This is a genomic window from Acinetobacter sp. SwsAc4, assembly GCF_013391535.1.
Taxonomy (GTDB): domain Bacteria; phylum Pseudomonadota; class Gammaproteobacteria; order Pseudomonadales; family Moraxellaceae; genus Acinetobacter.
This window is the reverse complement of the sequence record NZ_JACAXC010000052.1, coordinates 1-6216: the sequence shown is the minus strand read 5'-3', so window position 1 is coordinate 6216 and position 6216 is coordinate 1. Positions and strand designations below refer to the sequence as shown.

Here is a 6216-nt window from a genome sequence, read left to right as displayed (position 1 = left end):
GGACAAGCATCGTCATTTTATTATGGTCAGCCTCAGGGTGAAGTGTGTCTAATCAACAGGGTTTTCGGTCTCTAAGTACTTTTTAAAGGGAACATCATCGACTCAAATCTCTATTTGCAACAGTGCCCCATGAAGTGCCTGCCTGCGTCTGTTAGCCGAACGCCCCGCGCATGGCGCTCAAATAGCAGGACACCAAGGTTATCCTCCAGCGCTTTCACACGCGCGCTGACGCTCGACTGGCTGATACCAAGTGCCTTGGCCGCATGCCGAAAATTCAGATGCTCGGCGACGGCGATGAACTGAACAAGGGAAATGAGCGGTATCCTGCCAGACAGGATACCGACATTCACGAGGTTTCGATGGTTAGTGCGCCGCATCGGAGCGGGCCTGCTACCAGTCGTCGGTTAGACGACTGGCGACTTCTCGGTGGCAGCCCCACGGAGCCGAAGGAGCACCAGCCCCAACGAAACCAGTACCGCCATCGCCGTGGCGTAACAGATCACGGGCCACGCTGTGTCACCGTTTAAAAGTGCCACCGCCAATGTCCCGACAATGCTGACTATCAGGCTTTGAACGCAGAAGTAGAACGCGACCGCTGATCCCGCGATGTCGTCGAACTCTGCCAAAGCGCCGTTCGCGGTAACGGACACCGTGAAGACAATACCGACCGCGACAACCCACATCGGTAGGATGAAGGTGAGGAATGACGGCGAGCCGTAAAGTTCGCCGATCCCCAACAGGACCGCTCCGCAAACAAGCAACGCCATCCCACGCGCCACGCATCCTGCGATGCCCCATCTGGCGACAAAGGACTTCGCGAAACGGGTTGTCACGATCATTACAAGCGCGACAGTGGCGAAGGCAAAGCTGAATCCGATCTCGGAATATTCCGCTTGGCCTATGAGCACACGGGGAGCCGTCGAGAAGAAGACGAAGAAGGTGCCCATACCGGCGCTAAAGCCGACAGTGTAAACCCAAAAAGCCGGACTCGCGAAGATCGGCAAGACAGATCGGCGCGTCTTGACTTGATCCAGAGGGCGGGTTTCGTGCCACCTGAAACCCGCATTTAGGAGTGCGAGCATCGCCAGTATAGCCAAAGTAATGAATATCGCCTGCCATCCCAAGAACTCGCCGATCAATGCTCCGGCGATAGGGCCGAGCGCAGGCACGAACGCCAGCATCGAACTGAAAAGGCCGTAGATGACGACACCCTCAGGACGGTTGGCATAAACGTCGCGAACCGTCGCGAACGTCGCCACCAGCATGGCCGACGCGCCCACTGCTTGAAGTAGACGGAAAGCGACAAAGGCCGGTGCAGTTGAAGACCAAGCTGCTCCCAGAGACGCAATGACGAAAGCCGTTGCGCCCGCAAGTAGAATTGGCCGTCGCCCGATTCTGTCTGAGAGCGGACCAAAAATCACCTGGCCCACGCCGAGCATCACCATATAGAGGCTCAACGTGAGTTGGATCATAGCGGGCGTCGTGTTCAGGATGCCGGGCATCGCTGGAACGACAGGGAGATAAATATCCATCGCCAGTGAAGCGAGGATGTCGAAAGGAGCCATCAGCAGCAGTGCTGCCGGCAGCGTATAGGCCCACGCGGGGCGTGTGGTGGTCATGACGAATCAACCCTCGATTAAGGAATACCGGGCGACGTCTGCTCGTCAGCAATCAGATGAGACTAGCCTTACAGAGCGCCGCAACAACAATACTGGTTGTTGCGGCTTACTTGTCTGCTGACTTGGAATTTCCCATCTGATTACTCCACGCTTACGAATATGAATTGCTACATTTTATCCGATTATCTTTTGCTTCGCAATGCGGCATGGGCGCACTCAGCGTTCCAGCCCCCTCTGCCGCCCTAAATGCTTGCTCCAATGCATCGAGCACCATATCTGTATTCATCCGTGTCGATACTTTCCATCCAACAATTGCTCGTGAGAACACATCAATAATAAATGCAGTATAAACCCAGCCTGAATTTGTTTGAATATACGTAAAGTCACTCACCCACAGTTGGTCAGGATGATCAGCAGTAAAATTACGTTTTACCAAGTCATCCGCTCGTTTTTGATCATCTCGGCTACGGGTGGTTTGTTTGTTCTTACCACGCCAAACACCTTTTATACCTAGCTTTTGCATTAATCGAGCAACAGTACAGCGCGCAATAATATAGCCTTCACGTTTCAGTTTTTGCCAGACTTTACGTACACCATACCGACCTGAACTTTCCTTCCAAATTCGTTTAATCTCCTCAGCATGATGCAAGTCATGTAAATCTCGCTTTGCTCGATGTTCTGGATTTTCACAGAGATCTAGAGTCCGGTAATAGGTTGAAGGTGCGATCGGTAAAATTCTACAAATCGCCTCGACTCCGTACAGCTCTTTATTATTATGGATAAAATCCACCATTATTTGTGTGGGCGGTCGAGCTCCGCCTGGGCGAAAAAAGCGGCTGCTTTACGTAGAATTTCATTGGCGCGTTGCAGTTCTTTATTTTCGCGTTCGAGTTGTTTGATACGTTCTTGGTCTGAAAGCTGCTGTACTTTAACTGGATTTTGTTTATCTAAATATTTTTGATACCAAACACGTAGTGTTTCAGGAGTACAACCCTTGCGCAGTATACTGCTCAGGGAGCAATAGCGGTGATCGCAGCCCAATTCGATGGATAATCTTTCTCGGATTCAATCAATAATTGAACCGCTCTTTCTCTGATTTCAGGGGTATATTTTACTTTTTTCATCGGGACATTCTCTCAGAAAGCTTGGTCTCCGACAAACCCGGTACGGTTCAAAAATCTTCCATTGATTTATTTATATCTGTTAAACCAGTCGCATTATGAAATGTAATATAAGTAGAAATTTCAGTATAAATGGTCATGATCTTTTCTAAATTTGAATATCTAAGCGTCTTCATTAATCAACCTTATTGATTATTAGTTTCTTCTTTTAAAGCTCTTTGTACTGTTGCTATCCCTACTTTAAACTTTTCTGCAACACCTCTAAATGTTGAATTTTCTTCAGCCATTGCTTTTCGTATTTCAACATAGTCAACCTTCCGCTTTCTTCCCTTATATAAGCCCTTCGCTTTGGCTTTTGCAATTCCTTCCTTTTGACGCTCACGGATCATGGAGCGTTCAAACTCTGCAAATGCAGCAAGCATCTGAAACATGAGTTTATTTATTGCCGATTGTGCTACATCATGACTGAAGGTCAAATTCTCTTTATGAAAAATAATGGTTATACCACGATCATTCAGACTATTCACAATTTCGTTCAGATCATTTGTATTACGTGCCAGACGATCAATACTATGAACATGCACCGTATCACCTTCACGCAGATAGTCGAGCATTGCATTTAACTGAGGACGTTCACGGCTACCACCGCTTGCCTTTTCAGTAAAGGTCTTATCCAGGCTGATTCCATCTAATTGACGTTCAGTATTTTGTTCAGTTGAACTGACTCGAATATATCCGACCTGATTAGGCATTCTGTACCGTTAGAGTTTAGATAATTAAATACATATTGTACCGAAATTAAATATTAAGTCTATAAATACGGTTTTTGAGTTGCTTTTTAAGACTTTATTTTGTTCCGTTAGGCTATACTCTATAGTTACATAAATTTAGATATTAAAAACTTCTCTCCGATAAACCCAGTACGGTTCAATGATAAGATTAACCCGTTAGGTCAGGTGGCCTAACTTAAATAAAAAAGTCTCCGACAAACCCGGTACGGTTCAAAATCATTCCAGTCTAGTATTGGCTGTAGAAAAAGATTCTTCTGTTGCCTTATTCGAATTTTTAAAGACTTTACCTCTCTCTAGTGTATCCAGTCTGGTTGCTACCCTCCTGATCTTCCTGTTTTTTGTTACTTCGGCTGATTCAGGAGCCTTGATCACAGATTACCTTACGGCTAAAACGGAGCACTCCCCTGTTTGGCAACGTTTGTTCTGGACAGCTGTGATTGCTGTTCTTTCTATTATCTTGCTGATCGTTGGTGGTTTAAGTGCCTTGCAATCTGCAGTGATCATGAGTGCCTTGCCTTTTACTTTCATTATGCTGTTATTGTGCTGGGGGTTAATCAAGGCACTACGTTTAGATGTCTTAAAAGTACAGGCCCTACAAAGTGCTAGGATCACACCACGAGCTATACAAAACCCAAGAAGCTGGCAACAGCGTCTAGGTTTAATTATGCATTACCCACATTCTAAAGCCGAAGTAACAGCCTATATTCATCAGAATGTTCATCAGGCTTTTCAGAACATAAAACATGAATTTCAGCGCCGGAATCTGGATGTTTCAATCCGTGAGGTTGATGGGGGGCTATTACTGAAAGTAGATCATCAAAATGAAATCAACTTCATCTATCAAGTCGTGGCTACTGAAACACGAGCTCCGAGTTTTATGCTCGATGACGAAAGTAGCCTCTCTCTGAAATATTACAAAGCGGAAGTTTTTCTAAAAGAAGGGGGGAAAAACTACAATGTCATGGAATGGACACAAGAAGATTTACTCCAGGACATTATTGATCAATACGAACGCCACTTGTATTTTTTAAATGTAGTCCGTAATTAAACAATCTACATAGCAGTTCAAATTAACAAGTATTAGTTTGAACTGCTATCTTTTTGATTAACAATATCTTGATTTACCAAAAAATTTAATAGTACAGCATCCGTCTTCATTCTAACCTTGAACCAATTTTCAATGCGAATTTGATCTTCACTCGATAGTGGTTCAGATGTTCTCACACTAAGTTGCAGTATTTGCTTTTGATTGGGATCAGTCGGTAAATCAATGCCTTGTCCTAGAAAAATAGAGCTTACAGTGGGATGCTGTGCACGTAGCTCTGCAAAAACATCATTTGCATTGGCAAATAAAGCATTTTTCACCCTTAATTCTTGCTGTAATTGTTTTACCTGTTCATCCTTTTGGCGCAGGGCTTCTTGTCCATTCAGATACAAATCACTCAATACCCCAGATTTTAAGGCAGTCACATCAACCTTATCATCATTGGTTTGATGCACAATAATTTTAGTTCCTTCGAGATTTGCAACAGCAAGTCTCCCTTCAATATTCTGCAACGTCGCCTGACTTAAGGGCAAACCGACTAAAGCCAACTCAATGGTCCGTGTCTTGCTATCAATTTTTGAACTGGCGACTTGTGTTTCTTTAAAGGTAAATTCTTGTGTAATGAATTTGTTGGCAGTTGATTTAAAAACTTCTTCATTAACTAATTTAGTCGCCAGATAGGCACTTGGAATTGCGGTCACCATTGCGATCATCAGCAAAGATATTTTTACACGTCTTTCTACTTTTTCGTCAGCAAAACTATGTGGCTTTAACCTTAAAATCCGGATACCGATAATAGTTGCCAAACTGATGAACACACAATTGATGGTATATAAATACAGTGCACCACCAACAAAGCTCCACTGTCCAGTTGCAATACCAAATCCAGCAGTACAGACAGGTGGCATCAATGCTGTAGCAATCGCCACCCCTGGAATAACATTTGATTTTTCTTCTCGAGTGATCCCAATGATTCCTGCCAATCCACCAAATAATGCGATGAACACATCCCAAACGGTTGGGCTAGTTCGTGATAAAAGTTCAGATTGTGCATTATCGAGGGGTGATATCGAGAAATATAGAGTGGATACGACCAAGCTGATCAGTGTTGCAATACCTAGGTTGAAGAGTGCCCGTTTTACCAGTTTAAAGTCATAAACTGCTACACCCAGCCCCACCCCCATGATCGGTCCCATAAGTGGAGAAATTAGCATTGCGCCAATAATCACAGCTGTTGAATTGATATTTAATCCGACTGATGCAATAAAAATAGCGAATATTAAAATCCAGGGAATGGCTCCTGATAGCTCAATCCCATCACGAATACGACGCTCGATTTCATCATCTTCTGCCTTATCTTCCAGCAGACTAAAGCGATGGCGTGCACGTCTTAATCTACTTGTATAATTAAAGGAGGAGTTGTGTTTATTAGAGGTGTTGGTCAATTTAACATCCTACTTTTTATCCATCTGTGGAAAGACCTTTAATCTCAGTCGATTTTTGGTCCTCGTGATGGCACTGTTGCAAATAGAGATTTGAGTCGATGATGTTCCCTTTAAAAAGTACTTAGAGACCGAAAACCCTGTTGATTAGACACACTTCACCCTGAGGCTGACCATAATAAAATGACGATGCTTGTC

At 44.4% G+C, this 6216-nt stretch carries 4 protein-coding genes, 3 pseudogenes and 1 other annotated feature; of the genes and pseudogenes, 2 read left to right on the top strand and 5 right to left on the bottom strand.

Annotation, left to right across the window (positions count from 1 at the left end; translation table 11 throughout):
• Positions 1-75: pseudogene (locus tag HYG88_RS14920) on the top strand (IS6 family transposase); the annotation flags it as partial.
• Positions 76-110: 35 nt separating this feature from the next.
• Here the strand turns inward: HYG88_RS14920 and HYG88_RS14915 are convergent.
• The 4 genes and pseudogenes from HYG88_RS14915 to HYG88_RS14900 all read right to left on the bottom strand — a co-directional run bounded on the left by HYG88_RS14915 (position 111) and on the right by HYG88_RS14900 (position 3492).
• A complete protein-coding gene (locus tag HYG88_RS14915; protein ID WP_077170324.1) occupies positions 111-377 on the bottom strand; it encodes a LysR family transcriptional regulator in 267 nt (88 codons plus the stop codon).
• Between the two features lie 27 nt (positions 378-404).
• Positions 405-1619: a chloramphenicol/florfenicol efflux MFS transporter FloR gene (gene floR / locus HYG88_RS14910; protein ID WP_000214119.1), complete on the bottom strand. Its 1215-nt coding sequence runs from the start codon at positions 1617-1619 to the stop codon at positions 405-407.
• Between the two features lie 151 nt (positions 1620-1770).
• A pseudogene (locus HYG88_RS14905) lies at positions 1771-2743 on the bottom strand (IS3 family transposase).
• Positions 2338-2454, bottom strand: a sequence feature (AL1L pseudoknot). (Overlaps the previous pseudogene by 117 nt.)
• A 182-nt stretch (positions 2744-2925) precedes the next feature.
• Positions 2926-3492, bottom strand: a complete 567-nt coding sequence (locus tag HYG88_RS14900; RefSeq protein ID WP_006581699.1) for a recombinase family protein — start codon at positions 3490-3492, stop codon at positions 2926-2928.
• A 250-nt stretch (positions 3493-3742) separates the two neighbouring features.
• Between HYG88_RS14900 and HYG88_RS14895 the strand changes: the two are divergent.
• Positions 3743-4579, top strand: a pseudogene (locus tag HYG88_RS14895) (BCCT family transporter); the annotation flags it as partial.
• A 32-nt stretch (positions 4580-4611) separates the two neighbouring features.
• On the opposite strand, the gene HYG88_RS14890 reads toward HYG88_RS14895, so the two are convergent.
• Positions 4612-6021 carry a TIGR00341 family protein gene (locus HYG88_RS14890; RefSeq protein ID WP_087548432.1) on the bottom strand — a complete coding sequence of 470 codons (1410 nt, stop codon included), beginning with the start codon at positions 6019-6021 and terminating at the stop codon, positions 4612-4614.
• Positions 6022-6216 lie beyond the last annotated feature (195 nt).